At 26.8% G+C, this 20,736-nt stretch carries 19 protein-coding genes; 1 reads left to right on the forward strand and 18 read right to left on the reverse strand.

Annotated elements, in window-relative coordinates; translation table 11 throughout:
* Nucleotides 1-7: 7 nt before the first annotated feature.
* The 10 genes from ABGF45_RS04625 to ABGF45_RS04670 all read right to left on the reverse strand — a co-directional run bounded on the left by ABGF45_RS04625 (nucleotide 8) and on the right by ABGF45_RS04670 (nucleotide 9,793).
* The gene (locus ABGF45_RS04625; RefSeq protein ID WP_134744403.1) at nucleotides 8-265 is read right to left on the reverse strand and encodes a DUF1292 domain-containing protein; all 258 of its coding nucleotides are present in this window, start codon (nucleotides 263-265) and stop codon (nucleotides 8-10) included.
* A gap of 2 nt (nucleotides 266-267) precedes the next feature.
* The gene (ruvX, locus tag ABGF45_RS04630) at nucleotides 268-678 is read right to left on the reverse strand and encodes a Holliday junction resolvase RuvX (protein ID WP_134711575.1); all 411 of its coding nucleotides are present in this window, start codon (nucleotides 676-678) and stop codon (nucleotides 268-270) included.
* Between the two features lie 51 nt (nucleotides 679-729).
* The gene (locus tag ABGF45_RS04635; RefSeq protein ID WP_134711574.1) at nucleotides 730-999 is read right to left on the reverse strand and encodes an IreB family regulatory phosphoprotein; all 270 of its coding nucleotides are present in this window, start codon (nucleotides 997-999) and stop codon (nucleotides 730-732) included.
* Nucleotides 1,000-1,007: 8 nt separating this feature from the next.
* Complete coding sequence (alaS, locus tag ABGF45_RS04640) at nucleotides 1,008-3,602, reverse strand: alanine--tRNA ligase (protein WP_134744404.1); 2,595 nt, start codon at nucleotides 3,600-3,602, stop codon at nucleotides 1,008-1,010.
* Between the two features lie 14 nt (nucleotides 3,603-3,616).
* Complete coding sequence (locus ABGF45_RS04645) at nucleotides 3,617-4,003, reverse strand: Rrf2 family transcriptional regulator (RefSeq protein ID WP_167554104.1); 387 nt, start codon at nucleotides 4,001-4,003, stop codon at nucleotides 3,617-3,619.
* 342 nt (nucleotides 4,004-4,345) lie between these two features.
* Nucleotides 4,346-6,763 carry a leucine--tRNA ligase gene (gene leuS, locus ABGF45_RS04650; RefSeq protein ID WP_134744405.1) on the reverse strand — a complete coding sequence of 806 codons (2,418 nt, stop codon included), beginning with the start codon at nucleotides 6,761-6,763 and terminating at the stop codon, nucleotides 4,346-4,348.
* 100 nt (nucleotides 6,764-6,863) lie between these two features.
* A complete protein-coding gene (locus ABGF45_RS04655; protein WP_280633973.1) occupies nucleotides 6,864-6,986 on the reverse strand; it encodes a hypothetical protein in 123 nt (40 codons plus the stop codon).
* A gap of 546 nt (nucleotides 6,987-7,532) precedes the next feature.
* Nucleotides 7,533-8,420 carry a TraX family protein gene (locus ABGF45_RS04660; protein WP_134744406.1) on the reverse strand — a complete coding sequence of 296 codons (888 nt, stop codon included), beginning with the start codon at nucleotides 8,418-8,420 and terminating at the stop codon, nucleotides 7,533-7,535.
* Nucleotides 8,421-8,423: 3 nt separating this feature from the next.
* Nucleotides 8,424-9,485, reverse strand: coding sequence for a helix-turn-helix transcriptional regulator (locus ABGF45_RS04665; protein ID WP_134768834.1), 1,062 nt, complete (start codon nucleotides 9,483-9,485; stop codon nucleotides 8,424-8,426).
* An 8-nt stretch (nucleotides 9,486-9,493) separates the two neighbouring features.
* Complete coding sequence (locus ABGF45_RS04670; RefSeq protein WP_134744441.1) at nucleotides 9,494-9,793, reverse strand: hypothetical protein; 300 nt, start codon at nucleotides 9,791-9,793, stop codon at nucleotides 9,494-9,496.
* A gap of 244 nt (nucleotides 9,794-10,037) precedes the next feature.
* Here ABGF45_RS04670 and ABGF45_RS04675 point away from each other — a divergent pair, with 244 nt between their 5' ends.
* Nucleotides 10,038-10,514 (forward strand): hypothetical protein, encoded by a 477-nt coding sequence (locus ABGF45_RS04675; protein ID WP_134744442.1) that lies wholly within the window; start codon nucleotides 10,038-10,040, stop codon nucleotides 10,512-10,514.
* Nucleotides 10,515-10,603: 89 nt separating this feature from the next.
* Here the strand turns inward: ABGF45_RS04675 and asnS are convergent, their stop codons facing one another.
* The 8 genes from asnS to ABGF45_RS04715 all read right to left on the reverse strand — a co-directional run bounded on the left by asnS (nucleotide 10,604) and on the right by ABGF45_RS04715 (nucleotide 20,735).
* On the reverse strand, nucleotides 10,604-11,992 hold the full coding sequence (asnS, locus tag ABGF45_RS04680; RefSeq protein ID WP_134744443.1) for an asparagine--tRNA ligase: 1,389 nt from the start codon (nucleotides 11,990-11,992) through the stop codon (nucleotides 10,604-10,606).
* Complete coding sequence (locus tag ABGF45_RS04685; RefSeq protein ID WP_134744444.1) at nucleotides 11,982-13,325, reverse strand: replication-associated recombination protein A; 1,344 nt, start codon at nucleotides 13,323-13,325, stop codon at nucleotides 11,982-11,984. The genes asnS and ABGF45_RS04685 overlap by 11 nt, the downstream gene beginning before the upstream one ends.
* A 69-nt stretch (nucleotides 13,326-13,394) precedes the next feature.
* Nucleotides 13,395-13,844, reverse strand: coding sequence for a transcriptional regulator NrdR (gene nrdR / locus ABGF45_RS04690; protein WP_134711737.1), 450 nt, complete (start codon nucleotides 13,842-13,844; stop codon nucleotides 13,395-13,397).
* Nucleotides 13,845-13,858: 14 nt separating this feature from the next.
* On the reverse strand, nucleotides 13,859-14,902 hold the full coding sequence (gene ftsZ / locus ABGF45_RS04695; protein WP_134711736.1) for a cell division protein FtsZ: 1,044 nt from the start codon (nucleotides 14,900-14,902) through the stop codon (nucleotides 13,859-13,861).
* 81 nt (nucleotides 14,903-14,983) lie between these two features.
* On the reverse strand, nucleotides 14,984-16,189 hold the full coding sequence (locus ABGF45_RS04700; RefSeq protein ID WP_134744445.1) for an FtsW/RodA/SpoVE family cell cycle protein: 1,206 nt from the start codon (nucleotides 16,187-16,189) through the stop codon (nucleotides 14,984-14,986).
* Nucleotides 16,179-17,510 (reverse strand): UDP-N-acetylmuramoyl-L-alanine--D-glutamate ligase, encoded by a 1,332-nt coding sequence (gene murD / locus ABGF45_RS04705; protein ID WP_134744446.1) that lies wholly within the window; start codon nucleotides 17,508-17,510, stop codon nucleotides 16,179-16,181. Before murD ends, ABGF45_RS04700 begins: the two co-directional genes overlap by 11 nt.
* A gap of 9 nt (nucleotides 17,511-17,519) precedes the next feature.
* The gene (gene mraY / locus ABGF45_RS04710; RefSeq protein WP_134711733.1) at nucleotides 17,520-18,467 is read right to left on the reverse strand and encodes a phospho-N-acetylmuramoyl-pentapeptide-transferase; all 948 of its coding nucleotides are present in this window, start codon (nucleotides 18,465-18,467) and stop codon (nucleotides 17,520-17,522) included.
* 9 nt (nucleotides 18,468-18,476) lie between these two features.
* On the reverse strand, nucleotides 18,477-20,735 hold the full coding sequence (locus ABGF45_RS04715; RefSeq protein ID WP_134711732.1) for a penicillin-binding transpeptidase domain-containing protein: 2,259 nt from the start codon (nucleotides 20,733-20,735) through the stop codon (nucleotides 18,477-18,479).
* Between the last annotated feature and the right edge of the window lies 1 nt (nucleotide 20,736).

Below are 20,736 nucleotides of genomic sequence, written 5' to 3' on the forward strand. Positions count from 1 at the left end.
ATCTATCCTATTCTTCAATTTCTTCATCTTCCGATTCTAAAAGATCATGATAAATTGCAAGGATTTCTTCTAATTCTTTTTCGTTTTCTATTGTCTTAAATGTAACCTCTTCATTTTCTATTTTGATTTCAAACAAATATAATTCATCAGTTTTTTCATCTAATAAAGCAGCATAATCCTTTTCATCTACTCCAAATGTATCAACAATTAATAAATTAAGAGTTTGTTCTCCATCACTAATTTCAATATATTCTTTATTTTCCATAATTACCTTGCATCTAAATAAGATTGTAAAATAAATGTCGCTGCAATCTTATCTACATGATCCTTTCTTTTTTCCCTTCTTACTTTATTTTCAATTAAAACTCTTTCTGCCGAAACTGTTGTTAGTCTCTCATCAACATAAATAATCTCATTGTCAATTTCTTTTTTTAGTAAATCTACAAAGCTCATTACTCTTTGAGCTGATGGTCCTTTTGAACCATCCATATTATAAGGCATACCAATTATTATTTTAGTTACCTCATTATCATTTATAATTTTTTTAATTTCTTGAATATCACTATCGATATCTTTTCTCTTTATTGTTACCAATCCATTAGCAAATATCAATAAGGGATCGGAAATGGCAACCCCTATTGTTTTAGTACCTAAATCAAGTCCAATATATCTTTTCATAGTTCCTCATTATATTAACCACAAAAATGGGCAGAAAATTCTACCCATATTTTATTTATTAATATCATTTTTTTCAAAATAAAAATTTAAAATATTTTCCAGTAATTCATTTCTATCAATTTGTTTTATAATTTTTCTAGCATCATTATAACTTGTAATATATGTTGGATCTCCAGATAAAATATATCCTATTATTTGATTTGCCGGATCATATCCTTTATCTTTTAAAGAAACATATACCTTTTTTAATATTTCAACAGTTTTATCTTCTTTATTAACTTCCAATTTAAATTTCATTGTTTCTTCAAATTTATTTGTCATAAAATCTCCTAATTAAATTTTTCCTTAACAAATTCTTCTACTTTTGACAGTGCTTCATCTAATTTATTAATATCCTTACCCCCAGCTTGAGCAAAATCCGGTCTTCCGCCACCATTTCCACCTGTGGCTTGTGCTACACTTCTTACAATATCTCCAGCTTTAATATTATTCTTTATTAAATTTTTTGATACAGACGAAATAAATAATATTTTATCGCTAAATACACTTGCTAATAATACAACTAAATTTTTTTCATTATTTTGAAGTTTATCAGAGATATTTTTTAGTGATTGACTATCAACTTCTTTCAATTTTTTCACTAATAATTTCAATCCTTCAAATTCTTTTATTTCCGAGGAAATTTCATTAATTAATGAATTTTCTTGTAATGACTTAAATTGATCAATTTTTTCTTTTAAGGATTTTTCTTCTGCAATCATACTGTTAATTTTAGATTCAATACCATCTTTTTGTGTTTTAAGTAATTTAGAAATATTTTCTTCCTTCATTTTCAAATCATTTAGATATCTATAAACAGATAAACCTGTAATAGCCTCTATTCTTCTAATCCCTGCGGCAATACCTGACTCAGAAATAATCTTAAACATCATAACTTCAGAAGTATTTCTAACATGAGTACCACCACATAGTTCAACTGAGTAATCTCCCATACTTACAACTCTAACTATATCTTTATACTTATCTTCAAATAATCCGATTGCTCCAAGTTCTTGAGATTTTTCAAGTGTAGTTTCGACTATTTTAACAGGATAATTTGAAAATATTGATTCATTTACTAATCTTTCTATTTCACTTAAATCTTCTTCACTTATTGCTTCAAAATGTGTAAAGTCAAATCTTAGTCGTTCATCTGTAACTAATGAACCGGCTTGATTAATGTGGTTTCCTAAAACTGTCTTTAAAGCTTTATTTAATAAGTGTGTTGCAGAATGATTTTTCACAATTGAATTTCTTCTATTAACATCAATTTTAGCTACTACTTCATCGCCAACATTAAACTCCCCAGTTTCACATTCAACAAAGTGATAATAAATATTATCAGCAGTTTTTTTAGTATCTAAAACTTTTAATATACCATTTTCACTTTCTAAATACCCTCTATCACCAATTTGTCCACCACCTTCTCCATAAAATGGTGTTATATCCAAAATAACAATTGCCTTTTGTCCTTCTGAAATAGACTTTAATTCTGAATTTTCGATACCAATAATTTTTGAGTTTGATTCAATATTTTCATATCCAATAAATTTTGTTGCTTGATATCCTGAAATTTCAATTTTGTCGTCTTCCCAACCACCTTCAAAACTCTTACCTGATCTAGATTTTTCTTTCTGAGCTTCCATTTCCTTTGAAAAACCATCTCTATCTATTTCAATATTTCTTTCTTTAGCAATTTCTTCAGTTAAATCGACAGGAAATCCATATGTATCATAAAGTTTAAATGCATCAATTCCTGATAATATTTTTTCTTGTCTTAACTCTAATTGATCTAACATATTATTTAATATTTCTAAGCCTTGATCAATTGTTTCTTGAAATTTTGATTCTTCTCTATTAACAATCTTAAATACTCTGTCTTTATCTTCAAGTAATTCTGGATATTCCGGAGAATATATTTCCATAACAATTTTGATTAACTTTTCTAAAAAGTGTCCATTTATGCCTAAATGTTTACCATGACGATATGCTCTTCTGATTAATCTTCTTAAAACATAACCTCTTCCTTCATTTGAAGGAATAACTCCATCATATATTAAAAATGACATTGCCTTTGAATGATCCATAATAACTCTAAATGACTCATTAATCTTTTCACTTTCACCATATTTTTTACCTGATAATTCTTCGATTGCTTTTAACAATGGTCTAAATGTATCAAGTTCAAATATATTAGCTGCATTTTCAACTATCAATGCAAGTCTTTCTAACCCCATACCTGTATCAATATTTGGATGATCTAGTGGTAAATATTCACCGTTTGAGGTCTTATTAAATTGTGTAAATACTAAGTTCCAAATTTCTAAATATCTATCGTCGCCTTCATATTCTTCACCTCTATCATACATTATTTCAGAACATGGGCCACATGGACCTTCTTCAATTTCCCAAAAATTATCTTCTTTTCCTAATCTTGAAATTTTATCTTCAGAAAGTCCAATTTCTTTATTCCAAATTTCATATGCTTCATCATCATCTAAATAAACTGTAACTGATAATTTTTCCGGATCAAGTTCAATAACTTTTGTCAAAAACTCCCAAGCCCAGTTTATAGCTTCTCTCTTAAAATAATCTCCAAATGAAAAGTTACCTAACATTTCAAAAAATGTAGCATGTCTATGTGTTTTCCCAACATTGTCAATATCACCTGTTCTAATACATTTTTGAGAAGATGTCGCTCTATTTTTAGAAAACTTTTTCGTTCCCATAAAGTATTCTTTAAGTGGAGCCATTCCGGCATTTATCAATAATAAACTTTTATCCTTATTTGGAATTAAAGAATAACTCTTTAGCCTTATGTGTTGTTTAGATTCATAAAAATCTAAAAATTCTTTTCTCAATTGGTTAAAATTTAATTTTTTCATTATACCCTCTATTTTTATATTTGATCCAATGTTAAATGATCAATTACATTAGATACAGCATTATCTATTTTAGAAAAAACTTGTCTGGAAGCACAACCCTGCAATAAGCACTTCTCATCATTACATCTATGTGAAAGCTCAATGTTGCCTTCTAATATTCTTATTACATGCCCTACATTTATTTTAGAAGGGTCACTTTTTAATTTATACCCACCTTCTTTTCCTCTATAACTTTCAATAATATTGGCTTTTTTCAGTTTTCTAAATATCTGCTCTATATATGTTTTACTTAAATTTAATTGTGTAGAAATTTCAGAAATATTAACCGGACCTTTATCATATTTATCCCTTAAATATGCTAATGCTCTTAATCCATATTCGCTTTTAGTGGTCAAATTCATATTTCCCTCCATTCTTCATAATCTATATATAAATATATCAAATAATGCCCCCCATTGTAAAGGAAAAAGGAATATTTATTTGTTATAAAATTGTGTAAAATTCAATATTTATTTAATATAAATGCATAATTTTTTTAAAATTTTACATATAGAATTATTTCAAAAATAAAAAACAAATTATCTATTTTTAACCTTATATGCATATTAGGAAAAGTACTGTTGCAAGATAAATAAAAAAGTTATTTTGCAATAGATCATTTTATACTATTATCAATCAATACATATATTTAAATAAAAAATGAAAGAGAATTAGAAATTTCATTCTCTAATTCTCTAAATATCTTAATTTGCAACAATATTTAATATCTTTCCTGGCACAAATATAACTTTTCTTACATTTTTTCCTGCTAAAAATGCTTTTACGTTTTCTTCTTGTTGAGATTTTTCTATAATTTCTTCTTTACTTGCATCTTTAGAAACTTCTATTTTACCTCTAACTTTACCATTTACTTGTACCGGAATTTCTACCATATCACTTGTTAACTTACTTTCATCAAATGTCGGCCAAATATTAGCATTAGCCATTTGTGTTTTATGGCCAAGTATTTGCCAAATTTCTTCAGTTAAATGAGGTGCACAAGGATTTAATAAAATTAAATATGTTTCAAGTTCTTTTTTATTAATTTGTCCTTTTTTAGTAAATGAATTTAGTAATATCATCAATTGTGAAATTGCTGTATTAAATTTCATTGATTCATAGTCGTCTGTGACTTTTTTGATTGTTTGATTAATTAACACTTCCATATCTGACGAATATTCATTTCCCTTAACTAAAATATCCTGCAATCTCCACACTCTATCAAGATATTTTCTAACTCCTACTAAAGATTCATCTGACCATGGAACTGATTTATCAAATTCAGAAATAAACATCTCATAAGTTCTAAGAGTATCTGCTCCATAGTTTTCTACAATATCATCTGGATTTACAACATTACCTCTTGATTTTGACATTTTTTCATTATTTTCACCTAAAATCATACCATGAGAAGTTCTTTTCATGTATGGTTCTTTTGTGGGTACTACTCCTATATCATATAAGAATTTATGCCAAAATCTTGAATACAATAAGTGGAGTGTTGTATGTTCATTACCACCATTGTACCAATCAATTGGTGAAAAATATTCAACTTCATCTTTACCTACTAAAGCATCTTGATTATTTGGATCCATATATCTCAAATAATACCATGATGACCCTGCCCATTGTGGCATTGTATCAGTTTCTCTATGTGCTGGTCCACCACAAATTGGGCATGTTGTATTTACAAATTCCGGTATTGTTGATAATGGAGATGAACCATCATCTGTTGGTTCATAATTTTCAACTTCCGGAAGCAATAATGGTAATTCTTTTTCATCTATAGGGTTCCAACCATGTTCTTCACAATATACCATTGGAATCGGTTCTCCCCAATATCTTTGTCTTGAAAATACCCAATCTCTCAATTTAAAATTAGTTTTCTTTTCACCTAAACCATTTTCTTCAATGTATTTTATAATTTTTTCTTTAGCATCTTTTACTTCTAATCCATCTAAAATACCTGAATTAATCATAGTTCCTGTTTGTGTATCTGTATATGCTTCATTTTCAACATTTCCACCACTTACAACTTCAACTATTGGAAGATTGAATTTTTTAGCAAACTCATAATCACGTGTGTCATGAGCAGGCACTGCCATAATCGCTCCTGTACCATATGTAACCATTACATAATCTGAAATCCATACAGGTATTTCTTCATTTGTTAAAGGATTTATAGCTTTAACCCCTTTCAATTCAACACCTGTTTTATCTTTATTCATTTCTCCACGTTCAAAATCCGATTTTTTATTTGCTAAATCTTTATATTTCAAAACTTCATCGTAGTTTTCAATTTCATCTTTTAATATATCAATAATCTTATGTTCAGGAGCAATGACCATATATGTGCTTCCATAAATAGTATCCGGTCTGGTTGTATAAACAGTTAATTTTTCATCGTGATTTTTTATAGAAAAATTAATTTCTGCTCCTTTTGATCTTCCAATCCAATTAATTTGCTGTTGCTTGATATGTGGCAAATAATCCACCAAATCCAAATCATCAATTAATCTGTCTGCATATTCTGTTATCTTCAGCATCCATTGATTTCTTACTCTATGTTCAACTTTAGCTCCACATCTCTCACAATGTCCATTAACTACTTCTTCATTTGATAAACCTACTTTATCATTTGGACACCAATTTATTGGATATTCTTTTTTATACGCCAAACCTTTTTTAAACATTTGAATAAAAATCCATTGAGTCCACTTATAATAATCAGGTTGAGTGGTATCTATAACTCTATCCCAATCAAACGAAAATCCGATAGATTTTAATTGTTTTGTAAAATTTTCGATATTTTGTTCTGTAACTATTCTTGGATGTATTTTATTTTTTATCGCAAAATTTTCTGTAGGCAATCCAAAGGCATCAAATCCCATTGGATATAGCACCACTTGATCCTGCATTCTTCTTTTTCTGGAAACGACATCTAATGCAGTATATGATCTTGGATGTCCTACATGAAGTCCAGCTCCCGATGGATATGGAAATTCTACTAAAGCATAAAATTTTTCTTTGCTCTTATCCATTACTGTCTTAAATGTTTTTTCTTCTTCCCAAATCTTTTGCCATTTTTTTTCAATTGCATTTGGGTTATATCTTTCAACCATTATTCATCTCCTGTAACTTTTAATATATATTATAATACCATAAGTTTTTAATTATGTTTAGTAAAAATAAAAGATTTACTTATGTCACTAGTCCTCGCCCTTAGGTCTGCGGAGGTGGTATAAGCAAATCTTTTATTTTTCTAAATTTAACCCCTGCTTTTTTACATTTCCCTATTTTGTTGGGGCTATTTTTCTTTACTTTTTTATTTTCTGCCCCCATCATATCTTGTTTTCTTTATTTAGCTAGGAATATTTTTATATAGATTTTTTCATAGTAGCCCCAGCTTTTGTTTACTTCTCTCTTTTGCTAGGGCTATTTTTCCTTACTTTTTTATTTTCTGACCCTATCATATCTTGTTTTCTTTATTTAGCTAGGGCTATTTTTATATAGATTTTTTCATAATAGCCCCAGCTTTTGTTTACTTCTCTCTTTTGCTGGGGCTATTTTTCTTTATTTTTTTATTTTCTGACCCCATCATATCTTGTTTTCTTTATTTAGCTAGGGATATTTTTATATAGATTTTTTCATAGTAGCCCCAGCTTTTGTTTACTTCTCTCTTTTGCTGGGGCTATTTTTCTTTATTTTTTTATTTTCTGACCCCATCATATCTTGTTTTCTTTATTTAGCTAGAGATATATCTCAATTTTTTTAAAAAATCCAGCCCATACTTTTTCCCTTTTCCTTATTTTGCAGGGGCCACATTGCTTCATTTTCATTAAATTTGGCATCAGCTTTTCTATCTTTTTGTCTTTCGCTGGGGCCATGAACTTATTTTATTAAAATTTTAAATAAAGATATAAACACTATATGTAGCGGATATATTATATAAAATAAATATTTAACTGATAATCCTCTTTTTTGATTATATAAATATATAAATAAAACTGATAACACAGCAAATACTGCAAGTTGAACATTTGCATAATATGTAAAAATTGCCCAAACAGCAATAAGTACAAGCTGTCTAACTTTGTCATTTCTAAGTAAAAATATAAACATAATAAGCATAATAGCATTATAATTATAATTTGCTACTGTTCCCATAAAATACACACTAACAATTAGTGCAATCACTGGAATAATTAATTTTTTATATTTTTTATATTCCATGTATTTTTCAATAACTATTATCAATCTCATGAATATCAGAGAAATCCCCAATTCATACATAATATTTAAATTATCTGCAGAAAGTAGCACATATCCATTATATTCTAATTTTAATGGAACTATTAAATAAGCAAATAAAATTAAAAATAATGAAGTCTTAAATTTTTCATCACATATATATTTCCAATATGCAAAAATTATAAATGCAATAAAAATTAAATATTCAAACTTGTATGAAAATGTAAAATAATTTGAAGCAAGTCCTCCGAGCATATAATTTTCTTGAGTAAATAAAAAAACAAATGGAATTTGTGTTATTAACGCAAACACATGTAATCTATCAATATATTTTTTTAAATTTTTTGTTTTTAAATATCCTTCAACTAAGAAAAATGAAAATATAGGTAATGCAAGCCTTCCTATACTTCTCATTAAAAAAGCATATTGAAATGGAATTATCTCACTTCCACTTAATTGAAAATAAGCACCAACATGATCTATTAACATCGCAATAATAGCAATCAATTTAATAGTAAATCCCGTCATAATTTATCTCTCTATTATCTCTTGTAAGTATTTAATAATACTTTCAATTGATTTTTTATTAATTGTGTAATATATTTTTTTACCATCGATTTCTGAATTAATTAAATTATTTTCCATTAAACTTGTTATGTGATGACTTACCGTACCAGTACTTATTCCAAGTAAATCAGATAACTCTTTACCATATTTTTTACCATTAGATAAAATATTTAATAGTTCAAATCGTTTTTCATCAGAGATAGCACATAATTTATTATAAATATCTTCCTCAGTTTGCTCATCTCTTAAATGCATTTTTTTCAATAATGGAATGTATCCCAAGAAGAATGTTCCTAATATTTTTTTATTTTTTTCCTCCACACTAAAGGCAATCAATTGATTTAATTGTATAAAAATTTTCAAATCAATTTCTTTAATTTGTTTATAAACATCTGTGTCTTTAATTATATTAAAATCCTTAAATTTAATTATTTCATCAAAATCTAAATCAAAATCTAAAAGTTTATATTCAATAATTTTTATATATTCTTTAATAATATTTTCTAATTTTTCAATAAAATCTATAAATCTATAAAACATACCATTTATATTATTCATAAATTTAAGTATTGCATATTTTTGCTTATCATTAAAAATGCTGATTTCATCAATAAATTTAATCATATTATTATCTTCATAATTAAATCCTTGAGACTCCATGTTTGAAATAAACATTTTATTAAATAGTTTACTTAATTCATCATTATTATATTCTAATATACTAGTTTTTAAATTTGAATAAATCATCATATACATGATATTTGGATTATTTTCTTCTTTATAGATGTAAAATAAATTTTCAAATTCTGAATTTTCTTTTATTAATTTTCTACCTTTCTTCCTAATTTTAATTAAAAATTCTTCCAATTGATTAAAATCTGAATTTAGTTGTTTTTTATTAAGTACATATTTTTCATTTTCATCAAATATTTCAGTATCAAATGATTCATCATTATTAAATAGATAATTAGCTAATAATAGTGCTTCATTAAAATAATTTATTTGTAATTTTTTATTAAATTTCATGTTTTCTCCTATATAAACGGAAATATATTAAAAACTATTCCATCTTCAAACATTTTTAACACACAATAAATGCCATATTTTCCTTCTAAAAAATTATCTAAATTAATTTTTAAATTAGGATTGCAAAATTTATTATCTTTTAATGTAATTAATGTATCATTGTAATATAACTTAGCATTTTCAATAAAACTATTATCTTTCGTATACTCATATAAATTTAGATATGTATACAAAAATCCTGCACTTCCAAAATAAAAACTTGTAGAAGGAGAATATATTTTAGACCATTGATTTATAAGTTTATAAATATATTTATCTTATTTATCCGTTTGATTTATTTTACCATAAATAATCAATAAATTTAATATTCCAAATATTCCATCTTTTATACATTTTATGATATTAAATTTATTAATCTTTATTGATATATATAAAAATTATATGTTATAATGACATAAATAATATAGAAAAAATAATATTAAAGAGGAGGTGAAAGATGTTAACCTTAAAAGATAATAATTTTTATTATTCTTTAGGGGGAGGTTCAAACGCATGGGTATATACAATAGAATTCTAAAAAGTGTAGTTATAATATCTTGCATATTTATATTAGTTTCCTGTAATAAAGAAAGTTTTAATAAATTTCCAACTGATAAAAAAGGTTATCCTAATAAAGTGATTTTAATAGATAATAAGTCTTATGGATTAAAAAATTTTGGATATGATGGATTAGGTGATAATATAGAGCTTAATGTTAAAAAATCTTCAAAGAGTTATACTAAAATTATATTACCTAAATTATATCCAACGCATGCATGGAAATTAGAGATAGAAAATGATAATATACTTAAAGAATATAATCAAATAGAATTAGATATAAAAGAAGCAGAGAGGCGTGATGGATATTCCAGTGAATTGCAACAATATATTATTAATAATAAAGAAATAAATAATAAAAAAATAATATTTAAATGGAAAAATCTTGAAAAAAAAGAAGAGCCTTACATTGTCACACTAATATTTAATTAATAGGTTCTACAATAAATAGTGTTGTTAAATAACCTATATTTAATATTTTATTACAAAAAAGCCAGATTATCTAATCCGGCTTTTACTAACTATTTAACTTCTTTCATGCTGTGTACTGTTCTTGGATATGGTAAAACATCTCTAATATTTTTCATACCTGTCATGTACATAACCATTCTTTCAAAACCTAATCCAAATCCTCCGTGTTTTACACCACCAAATCTTCTTAGGTCTGAATACCATTTATAATCTTCTGCATTAATTCCTTTTTCTTCCATTAATTGTAATAATGTTTCTAAATCATTTTCTCTTTCAGAACCACCTATTAATTCTCCAACACCCGGAACTAACATATCCATCGCAGCAACCGTCTTTTTGTCATCATTTAATTTCATATAGAATGATTTAATATCTTTTGGATAATCTGTAACAAAAACAGGGCCATTAAATACCTCTTCTGTCAAATATCTTTCATGTTCTGTTTGTAAATCAGAACCCCATTTAACCGGATATTCAAATTTCTTACCTGAGTTTTGTAAAAGTTCAACCGCTTCTGTGTATGTTACTTTCTTAAATTCAGAATTTACAAGTTTTGTAAGTCTTTCTTTAATACCTTTTTCAACGAATTGGTCAAATAAATTCATTTCTTCAGGTAATTTTTCCATCACATATTTAACTATATATTTAACCATATCTTCCGCAACTTCCATAACATCTTTTAATTCAGCAAATGCTATTTCAGGTTCAATCATCCAAAATTCAGCAGCATGACGTGGAGTATTTGAGTTTTCCGCTCTAAATGTTGGCCCAAAAGTATAAACTTTTGAGTAAGCCATCGCAAAACCTTCAACTTCAAGTTGACCACTAACTGTAAGGTTTGATAATGCACCGAAGAAATCTTTTGAATTATCTACCTTACCTTCTTCATCTCTTGGAGGATTATTTAAATCTAATGTCGTTACTCTAAACATTTCCCCTGCACCTTCAGCATCTGAAGCTGTTATTAATGGAGTATGAATGTATACAAATCCTCTTTCATTAAAAAATTTATGAATAGCAAATGCTAATTCACTTCTTACTCTAAATACTGCATTAAAAGCATTAGTCCTTGCTCTTAACGAAGGTAATGTTCTTAAAAACTCAAATGTATGTCTCTTATTTTGTAATGGATAATCCTTATCAGAGTCATTTAAAATTTCTATTTCTGTTGCTTGAATTTCAAAATCTTGTTTTGCATTTTCCGGTTCAACCAAAACACCTTTTACATTAACCGCAGCATAAATGCCTAATGAGAATATTTCCTTAAAATTTGATAAATCACTATTTACAATTACTTGAACATTACTAAAAAATGAACCGTCATTTATTTCTAAAAACCCTATCGTTTTTGATTCTCTTGATTTTTTTATCCAACCGTGTATTTCTACTTCTTTGTTTACATAATCTTTATAGCTTTTAAATAGCTCTTTAATTTCCATTATTATGTCTCTCCTTAATTTTATTTAATCTATCATTTATGGATTTTTCATATCCTATTTTTTTATTTTCATAAAATATTATATCACGAATTTCTTGTGGAAGATATGTTTGATTTACATATCCCAAATCATAATTATGAGGATATTTGTATCCTTCTCCTCTTCCTAACTTATGAGCGTCTTTATAATGCGAATCACGTAAATGTGTCGGAACATTATAATGCTTTCCGTTTTTAACAAAATCTATCGCCTTATCTATAGCTAAATATGCAGAGTTAGATTTAGGTGATAATGCCATATATATAACAGCATTTGATAAAATAATCCTTGCTTCAGGCATCCCTACAGCATTTATAGCTTGAAATGTGGAGTTAGCAATATTAATTGCATTTGGATCTGAAACACCAATATCTTCGGCTGCAAAAATTAAAATACGTCTTGCAATAAATTTTATGTCCTCTCCAGCTACTAACATTTTAGCTAAATAATATAACGAAGCATCCGGATCTGAGCCTCGCATTGACTTTATAAAAGCAGATATAGTATCATAATGTTCATCAGCCGATTTATCATATATTGCTGCTTTTTTTATAACTGTATCTTGTAAAACTTTTAAGTCTAAAAATATTTTACCATCAATTGAATCGGTTGAAAGCACTGAAATTTCAAGATTATTTAATAATTGTCTTGCATCTCCTGATGATGTCATTATTAAATAATCAATAGCTTCATCTGTTATTTCAATATTCAAATTACCAAATCCATTTTTTTTATCATTTATAGCATTATTTATCAATTTTCTTAAATCATTATCTTTAAATCTTTCTAAAGTTAAAATATGTGCTCTAGAAATCAAAGCTTTATTTACTTCAAAATATGGATTTTCCGTAGTAGCACCTATTAAAGTTATCAACCCACTTTCAACGTGTGGTAACAGTGTATCTTGCTGCGATTTATTAAACCTATGAATTTCATCTATAAATAATAATGTTCTAATAGAATACAATGATAAATTATTCTCTGCTCTTTCTATAACATTTTTTATATCTTTAACTCCCGCAGATGTAGCTGATAACTCAACAAAATCCATTTTTGTACTTTTCGCTATTATATACGCTAATGTTGTTTTACCAGTTCCCGGAGGTCCATAAAATATCATAGAAGCTAATTTATCAGCTTTTATCATACGATATAATGGCTTATCCTTTCCTATTAAATGTTCTTGTCCAATAAAATCATCAATAGAGTTCGGTCTTAATCTAGCAGCCATTGGTCTATTTGTATTCAATTGTTCATTTTTATTAATATCAAAAAAATCTAGATTATCATCCATCTAATTCTCCATTTACTAAGTAATACCTAAAAACTGCTACAAAACATGTTTTGCAGCAGTTAAATTAAATTATTCTCTTAAATTCTCTATTTCATCTGCAAAAGATTGAACATCTGCAAATTCTCTATAAACAGAAGCAAATCTTACATATGCAACTTTATCTATAGTTTTTAATTTATCCATAACTAAATCTCCAATATAAGCAGATGTAACTTCTTTTTGATTTAAATAATTTATTTCTTTTTCTATTTCATCAACAGCATCTTCTAAAACTTCAACCTTAATTGGTCTTTTTTCACATGATTTTATTAAGCTATTAAGTAATTTTGTTCTTGAAAATGGTTCTCTTGTATCATCTTTTTTGATTACAACAATGGTTTGATCTTCTACTCTTTCATAGGTAGTAAATCTTTTTTCACATTTTATACAAACTCTTCTACGTCTAATACACTCATTTCCATCCGTTGGTCTAGAATCGATAACTTTTGAATCAAGAAAACCGCAATATGGACACTTCATTTATTTATCCTATCTTATTTTAAAAAATCTGGTATCGCAAATCCTTTATTATCATCTTTTCTAGCAGATGCTGTACTTGATGTATTTGAGGAAATAATTCTCTTATTATCAAAACCTGTACCTATAACTGTAATCTTAATTTCATCTTTTAATGAATCATCGTATCCGGCACCAAATATAATATTTGCATCTTTATCTACGTGTTCTCTAATTAATTCTGAAGCTTCTTGAACCTCCATAATTCCTAAATCAGATGATGTAACATTTATCAATACTGCTTTAGCACCATCAATAGATGTTTCCAATAATGGTGATTTAATAGCAGCTTTTGCGGCCTCAACAGCTCTATTTTCTCCTGTTGCATACCCAATACCCATATGAGCAACACCTTGTTCTTTCATAACTGATTGAACGTCAGCAAAATCTAAGTTAATTATGTTTGGAACTGCAATTAAATCTGAAATACCTTTAATACCATCTAATAATACTTTATCAGCCATCTTAAATGCTTCAATCATTGTTGTTCTTTTTTCAGCAATTTGTAGCAATCTATCGTTTGGTACAACAATTAATGTATCAACATTTTTCTTTAATCTTTCAATACCAGCTTCAGCTTGTAATTGTCTATTTCTTCCCTCAAATAGGAATGGTTTTGTTACAACAGAAACAGTTAAAATCCCCATCTCCTTAGCAACTTGTGCAACGATTGGTGCTGCCCCTGTACCTGTCCCGCCACCCATACCAGCAGTTACAAATACCATATCCGATCCTTGTAATACTTGAGCGATTTCTTGTTTACTTTCCTCAGCAGCCTTTTCGCCCACTTCAGGATTTCCACCGGAACCTAAACCTTTGGTTAATTTTGTACCAATTTGTAATGTAACATCACTATTAATTGCATCTAAAATTTGTTTATCCGTATTAATCGCAACGAATTCAACACCAACTAAACCTGACTCTTTCATTCTACTGATGGCATTATTACCACCGCCACCAACACCGATTACTTTAATTTTAGCTAAACCTGTGTTGTTAACTTCTATATCAAAATTACTCATTTAACCCTCCAAATAAATTATCATATATTTTTTACAAAATTTTATGCTATTACTATTAGTATAACAATATATTAATATTTTTTAAACATTTTTTTTATTTTTATTATTTTCATTTTTTTCTAAATATTTATTTTGTCTGGAAATATTTAATACCACACCAAACATTGCAAAAAATGCTATAAGCGATGTACCCCCATTAGATATAAAAGGAAGTGTAATGCCTGTGTTTGGAACTAAACTTATTGTAACACCAATATTAATCATTGATTGAAAAAAATAAACCATTCCTATACCAAAACATAATAATTTTGCATATATATCTTTAGACTTCATAGCTTCTCTTATTACTAAATATGTAATTATAAATACTAATAGTAATATTGCAATTGCACCAATAAATCCAAATTCTTCACCTACTACAGAAAATATCATGTCATTTATTACTTCATTTGATAAATATCCATGCTTATATATCCCTTTACCAAACCCTACACCAAATACACCGCCTCTTGAAAATCCAAACAATCCATTTAATACTTGCCAAGAAATATCATCATAATATGCTTCTGGATTTAAAAATGCAATTAGCCTGTCAATTTGATAAGGTTTAAGTATAAACTTTAAAGATAAGACAGAAACTAAAATTCCCGGTATTAAAACCAAAAGAAATTTTTTGTTAAATCCATATATAAAATATACTGATAAACATGCAAAAAGTAATACAAGCGATGTAGATAAATCTGTCTGAAAAAAAATCAATATAAATGGAATAAAAATGAATATCATAATTTTGAAAAATCCATTTTTCCACTCATCATTTTCTTTATAATTAGTGATTAATAGTTTTGATAAAGCTATCAACACAAATAACTTAGCAACATCTGACGGCATAAATGTTATAAATATTTTTATTGCTCTTTTAGCACCATTTATTGGTGATGATATAAATGGCACATAACATAATATTAATAGTATTATGGATATTATATAAAACATTCCTCCATATTTTTTATAAAAATTATAATCAATTTTAGAAAATATTATCATAACAATAAATCCAATAATAGTAAAACCAGCTTGCCTAATAACATAGAAAAATCTGCTACTTTCATACTTTATTGTCAAATACGAACTTGCACTCAATAAAATAATTAAACCAGATATACTCAAAATTGAAAGAAATATAATAATAAACGAATTGGAACTATATTTTGATGCATCAGAATTAAAATATTTAGTATTAAATTTTCTTAAACCATTAAATAATGCTTTTACTTTACTTTGCATATTTTAATACCAATTCCTTAAAATGTTTCCCTCTTTCTTCATAGCTGTTATACATATCCCAACTTGCATTTGCAGGAGAAAATAATACAGTATCTCCATTTACCGCATAATTATATGCAAGATTTACAGCTTGCTCTAAATCATTTACTATTTTAATATTTTTAATATTACATTTCTTAGCTGATTTTTCCATTTTATATTTTGTTTCACCATATAAAATTAATAATTTTATATTTTTATTACAATTAAATAATGTATCAAATTCAACATGTTTATCATATCCGCCACCAATTAATATAACATTGGATTCAAATCCGTCTAATGCAACTTTTGTTGAATCTATATTAGTTCCTTTTGAATCATTAAAATATTTTACGCCGTTAATTTCTTTTACAAATTCAATTCTATGTTCAATAGCATTAAAAGTACTGATTGAATCAACGATTTTATTAAATGGTATATATAAATTTGATATAGCCAAACACGCAGCTAAAGTATTTGCAATATTGTGATTTCCAACTAAATGTATTTTATCTTTATTAAATTTATTATCTAAAACTACAATATCATTATTATTTAAATACGCATCCGCATCATTTTTCAATGAAAAATACAATATATTATCACTGTTTATATTTAAATTTTTTAAGTAAATATCATCTTTATTTAGAATAACAACATCATTTTTTAATACATTTTTAAAAATTGCATATTTAGATTCTTTATAATTATCAAATTTTCCATGCCAATCTGTATGATCTTCAGTAATATTTGTAATAATAGATACTTTTGATCTAAATTTATCAATACTGGATAATTGAAAACTTGATAACTCTAAAACATATTTATAATCTAATCCATTTTGTAAGATTTCCCATAAAATTCCTACACCAATATTCCCAACAACTTTAGATTTTATTCCACATTTATTAAGTATATGACTTATCATTGCGGTGGTTGTAGTTTTACCATTTGTACCTGTAACAGAAATTAAATTATCTCCTCCCCATAGTTGATATGCTACTTCTATGTCGGAATAAACTTTTATATTTTTTTCTAAAGCCAATAATATAAATTTATTGTCCAGTTTAATTCCCGGACTTTTTAATATAAATTCTATTTCTTCCCATTCTATTTCATCTTTATTTTCAATTATTTGATAATCATATTCTTTTAAATCATTTAATGTATCTTTATATTCTTCATATTTCCTATCGTCATATATATATACTTTAGCACCCAATTTTGATAACGCTCTTATTGATGACTTACCTGTAACTCCAAGTCCAAATACGATAACTTTTTTATCTTTAACATCCATACTTCTTCCTTAAACAATATACAATGTAAATAATGTTAATAAAACACTTACAACCATAAAACTTGCAACTATTTTAGTTTCTTTATGTCCCCCTAATTCAAAATGATGATGAATTGGGCTCATTCTAAATATTCTCTTTCCACCTGTTTTCTTAAAATATAGCACCTGTATAATAACTGATAGTGCTTCAATAAAATAGATACCTCCAATAAAAATTAAATATATTGGTTTATTAATAATAAACATCATAACCACTATTGAACCACCAATCGCCATCGAACCAGTATCCCCCATCATTACAGAACATGGATTTGAATTAAATACTAAAAATCCTAAAAGAACTCCCGCAAAAATTAATGCACTTATTGCAACATTTGGATGACTAACTCTGGCTAAGAAATAAATTCCAATATAAACAGGAATAGAAACTGAAGATAATAACCCGTCTAATCCATCAGTTAAATTTACGGCATTAACTGTACCGACCATTATAAACATTAAGATTGGTATAACTAAAACGCTAATGTTTATACCATTTGTTATAAATGGTATATTTAGCATATACATCTTAGTATCCAATAATACATACATTAATAAAATTAATATAAAAGAAATTCCAAATTGTAATATTAATTTTTGTTTTTCATTTAGTCCTAAATTATGTTTTTTCACAATTTTTTCAAAATCATCAATAAATCCAATCAATCCAAAAAATAATGTGCCTAAAACTACAAACAAAACATTCAAATTATAATTAAATGCTAAAGAAATAATTAGAAATGCGGCAAGAAATGCTAAACCACCCATGGTTGGCGTACCTGCTTTTTTATAATGTTCTTTATTACCTTCTTCTCTAATTGGTTGTCCTGCTTTCATTTTTCTTAAAATGGGAATTAATCCCCATACAAATAATGTTGATAACACTATAGATAGCATCATCAATAAAATTTCTTTCATAAACTTCTCCTATTCTGTTTCTAATTTTATAATTTGTTGATCATCTATAATTTCTCCTGGTTTTACTGATTGAGATTTTATAGTGCTTCCCTTTCCATTTATTATATAATTTATTTTATTTAATTTTAAGTATTCTCCAATATTTCTTACATTTCTTCCTATTAAATCAGGAACTTTTATTTTGCTATCAAAATCTAATCTTAAATAATCATCTTTTTTTAATAATCCGTCAGCCGAGGGATTTTGCTCCTTTATAATATGAAATCTTCCCATCTCTTGATTAGTAGTAGCTTTCACATTATTCTTATCTAATAGTGCGCTAGCCTCTTCAAAAGATAATCCAATTACATTTGGTATTTTTACAAAACTATTAACTTTTTTCAATTTATTAGAATCTCCGGAATCATATGATACTACATCTTTCATAATTTTATTTGCAAAAGGTACTGCAGTATCAGATGACAATTGACTTGTCAGCGGTTCATTTAAAACTAATAAAAGTGTGTATTTTGGTTTATCTGATGGATATGCCATAAAAATTGATGCATAAACTGATTCATATTTTTCATTATCATGATTAAAAATATTATCATTAGTATATTTTACCGTTGTACCTGTTTTAGCTCCAAATTTAACTTTTTCAGTATTTAATCCATAACTATCCGCAGTATATTCTAAATATTCTCTTACCTCTTTCGATGTTGTTTCCGAAATTGTTTTTCCTAAATATTCTTCTTTATTTTCATAAATATCTTGATTATTTTTATTTTGTATTTTTTTTAATAAATGGGGTTTATAGTATTTGCCTCCATTAACAGTTGTGTTAATAGAACTTAATAATTGTGTTGGATTAACATTTACATAGTGTCCATAACTCATTATTCCAAAATCAACATCTGATATAGCAGGCGAATTAGGGAAAAACCCATCAATTTCATTTGGTAAATCTATTCCTGTTTTATGTCCAAACCTAAAAGATTGCCCATAATCAATATATCTTTGCTTTCCTATATCTTTCGCAACTTGAACAAACACAGGATTGGACGAATTCTTTAGTGCTTCTCTTAAATTTTGTTGACCATGAGGATCCCAATATCTCCAACTACGTATAATTACTCCAGGTGCTATTTCATAATATCCATTGTCATCATATATTTTATTTTTTATTTCATTATCTGCCTCAAGTGCAATAGATGTGGTTATTACTTTATATACAGAACCCGGATCATATCTCATAGATACAGCATTATTATTCCATCTTGATATCAAATATTCAGATTCTTTTGATTTATCTAAATTACTTAAAAATAACTTATCGATATCCGAATTTAACATTCTTGGGCTATTAGGATTAAAAGATGGAAATGACTCCATAGCCAATACCTCTCCATTATTTGGATTCATTAATACCGCTGTAGCAGAAAGTGATTTTGTAGAAATCATTGCTTCTTTAGTATATTTATAAAGTATCTTTTGTAAATCTAAATTTATTGTAGTTACAATATTTCTAGACTCTTTTGCTTCCAGAGTGCTTCCGCTATAAAATGGTATTTCTGTTCCATGTAACGCCTTATAAAACTCTTTATAACCTAATTCACCGGAAAGAACCTTATCATAATATTTTTCCAATCCATATTCTCCGACATTATTTTCTGTAAATCCTAAAGTACTAGATAAAATATTATTATTAGGATATAGTCTTTTATCTAATTGCACAATCTTTAGATAATTCAAATTTAACTCTTCAATCTTTTCCTTTTGAATTTTATTTAATCCATCGTAAATGTACCCCTCTTTGCTATTTTTAATATTATAGTCTATTATTTTTTTTGAAATACCTAAAATATTTGAAATTTTTTCAATTTCTTCAGGCCTATAAATAGAAATAGAAGCTTGTTTTTTTATTTCTTTTTGTTTATCACTACTTAATGAATTAAACTTCTTGCTATCTGAAATAATTTTTTCTGCTTTTTCGCTTTTCTCTTTCGTTGTAACAGGAAGCATATATAAAGAATCAATTTTTTGTGTAATTGCAAGTTCCTTGCCATTTCTATCCAATATTGATCCTCTTGCTGAATTGATAACACTCCCTACTTTTACTATATTCTGACCTTTAATTTTATAATCATTAATATCTACAATTTGCAACATATAAAATCTTATAATATATATAAAAACAAAAAATGCTAAAACTATTAAGAAATAATACATTTTCGCATCTGTATTTTCAAAATTTTTCAGCATTTTTTCATTAGCTTTTTTCTTCATC

The sequence above is a fragment of the Helcococcus sp. KG196 genome (genome assembly GCF_046035495.1).
Taxonomy (GTDB): domain Bacteria; phylum Bacillota; class Clostridia; order Tissierellales; family Peptoniphilaceae; genus Helcococcus; species Helcococcus ovis.

What these genes read in the sequence shown, in the direction of transcription:
- ABGF45_RS04625 (WP_134744403.1), bottom strand. Translation starts at nt 265, where the DNA reads ATGGAAAATAAAGAATATATTGAAATTAGTGATGGAGAACAAACTCTT.
- ruvX (WP_134711575.1), bottom strand. Translation starts at nt 678, where the DNA reads ATGAAAAGATATATTGGACTTGATTTAGGTACTAAAACAATAGGGGTT.
- ABGF45_RS04635 (WP_134711574.1), bottom strand. Translation starts at nt 999, where the DNA reads ATGACAAATAAATTTGAAGAAACAATGAAATTTAAATTGGAAGTTAAT.
- alaS (WP_134744404.1), bottom strand. Translation starts at nt 3,602, where the DNA reads ATGAAAAAATTAAATTTTAACCAATTGAGAAAAGAATTTTTAGATTTT.
- ABGF45_RS04645 (WP_167554104.1), bottom strand. Translation starts at nt 4,003, where the DNA reads ATGAATTTGACCACTAAAAGCGAATATGGATTAAGAGCATTAGCATAT.
- leuS (WP_134744405.1), bottom strand. Translation starts at nt 6,763, where the DNA reads ATGGTTGAAAGATATAACCCAAATGCAATTGAAAAAAAATGGCAAAAG.
- ABGF45_RS04655 (WP_280633973.1), bottom strand. Translation starts at nt 6,986, where the DNA reads ATGATGGGGGCAGAAAATAAAAAAGTAAAGAAAAATAGCCCCAACAAA.
- ABGF45_RS04660 (WP_134744406.1), bottom strand. Translation starts at nt 8,420, where the DNA reads ATGACGGGATTTACTATTAAATTGATTGCTATTATTGCGATGTTAATA.
- ABGF45_RS04665 (WP_134768834.1), bottom strand. Translation starts at nt 9,485, where the DNA reads ATGAAATTTAATAAAAAATTACAAATAAATTATTTTAATGAAGCACTA.
- ABGF45_RS04675 (WP_134744442.1), top strand. Translation starts at nt 10,038, where the DNA reads ATGGGTATATACAATAGAATTCTAAAAAGTGTAGTTATAATATCTTGC.
- asnS (WP_134744443.1), bottom strand. Translation starts at nt 11,992, where the DNA reads ATGGAAATTAAAGAGCTATTTAAAAGCTATAAAGATTATGTAAACAAA.
- ABGF45_RS04685 (WP_134744444.1), bottom strand. Translation starts at nt 13,325, where the DNA reads ATGGATGATAATCTAGATTTTTTTGATATTAATAAAAATGAACAATTG.
- nrdR (WP_134711737.1), bottom strand. Translation starts at nt 13,844, where the DNA reads ATGAAGTGTCCATATTGCGGTTTTCTTGATTCAAAAGTTATCGATTCT.
- ftsZ (WP_134711736.1), bottom strand. Translation starts at nt 14,902, where the DNA reads ATGAGTAATTTTGATATAGAAGTTAACAACACAGGTTTAGCTAAAATT.
- ABGF45_RS04700 (WP_134744445.1), bottom strand. Translation starts at nt 16,189, where the DNA reads ATGCAAAGTAAAGTAAAAGCATTATTTAATGGTTTAAGAAAATTTAAT.
- murD (WP_134744446.1), bottom strand. Translation starts at nt 17,510, where the DNA reads ATGGATGTTAAAGATAAAAAAGTTATCGTATTTGGACTTGGAGTTACA.
- mraY (WP_134711733.1), bottom strand. Translation starts at nt 18,467, where the DNA reads ATGAAAGAAATTTTATTGATGATGCTATCTATAGTGTTATCAACATTA.
- ABGF45_RS04715 (WP_134711732.1), bottom strand. Translation starts at nt 20,735, where the DNA reads ATGAAGAAAAAAGCTAATGAAAAAATGCTGAAAAATTTTGAAAATACA.